The organism is Bartonella sp. AA89HNZF, from assembly GCF_042196905.1.
Lineage (GTDB): Bacteria > Pseudomonadota > Alphaproteobacteria > Rhizobiales > Rhizobiaceae > Bartonella.
The window spans coordinates 1-801 of record NZ_JBHIRD010000099.1; the positions used below are offsets into that span (position 1 = coordinate 1).

At 38.2% G+C, this 801-nt stretch carries 2 protein-coding genes; both read right to left on the reverse strand.

The window, feature by feature from the left end; genetic code table 11:
- Window positions 1–233 (reverse strand): recombinase RecT (locus tag ACFIN0_RS09925; protein WP_375702472.1); only part of this gene is annotated, 233 nt, incomplete at its 3' end.
- Window positions 234–314: 81 nt separating this feature from the next.
- Window positions 315–801: hypothetical protein (locus ACFIN0_RS09930; protein ID WP_375702473.1), on the reverse strand; the 487-nt coding region annotated here is incomplete at its 5' end.

Consider the following 801-nt stretch of genomic DNA (forward strand, 5'->3'; position numbering starts at 1 on the left):
ATAGAAACAACGGGTATGATGCCGCCGCCTTTTTTAGGGAGAGCATAGATTTCTTTTGTTAAAGGGTTAAGTCCATAAGTATTGGCAACAAAAAGAAAAACGGCAAATTCTGCATCAGTGATGACATTAGCATTTTTATCTCCAATACAAGTTTTTATGATTGTGGTTCGAAATTCTTCAGCAGAAAATCCATATTTTTCTGCCATTTCGTTTAAAAAAGTAGAATTTTTCATCTTGATTTCCTACATTGCGCGCAATTCACCCGTGGCGTGAATCACGCTTGTGTTTAAAAATGGTTGGTTGTTAGAAAGTGCTTATACGCTCTGTCTTTTCCTAGGGATATGTTCGGCTTTTCTACTATAACTAATATGTGTGTTGCCTGAAATACATGTGTTACCACATACAACAGCTTCACCACCAATATGAGCTTTTTCACAAATTTTGGCATTGCCGTGAATTTCGGCTATTCCGTAAACTTGCGCATTATCGAAAATATGTGCATTGGATTCAACACAAGCGTTTCCAAAAACATTAGCATTTCCATAAATACGTGCATTACATGAGATACGTGCTCGTCCAAATACTTGTGCATTCTCATAAATTTGAGCATTACTGCAAACCTTTGCCTTATCCCTAACCCAACAATCGCCCTCATGAGAGAGGTTACCTTCATGCTCTATAAAACCACCAAGATCACCTTTCTTGACCTTTCCAAAGTCTCTCAGTGCACGAATGCGACGAACTGGTCGACGATAGAGGATGTCTATTTCATCAGTAAGTTCGTATTTCTTTTCCATGATT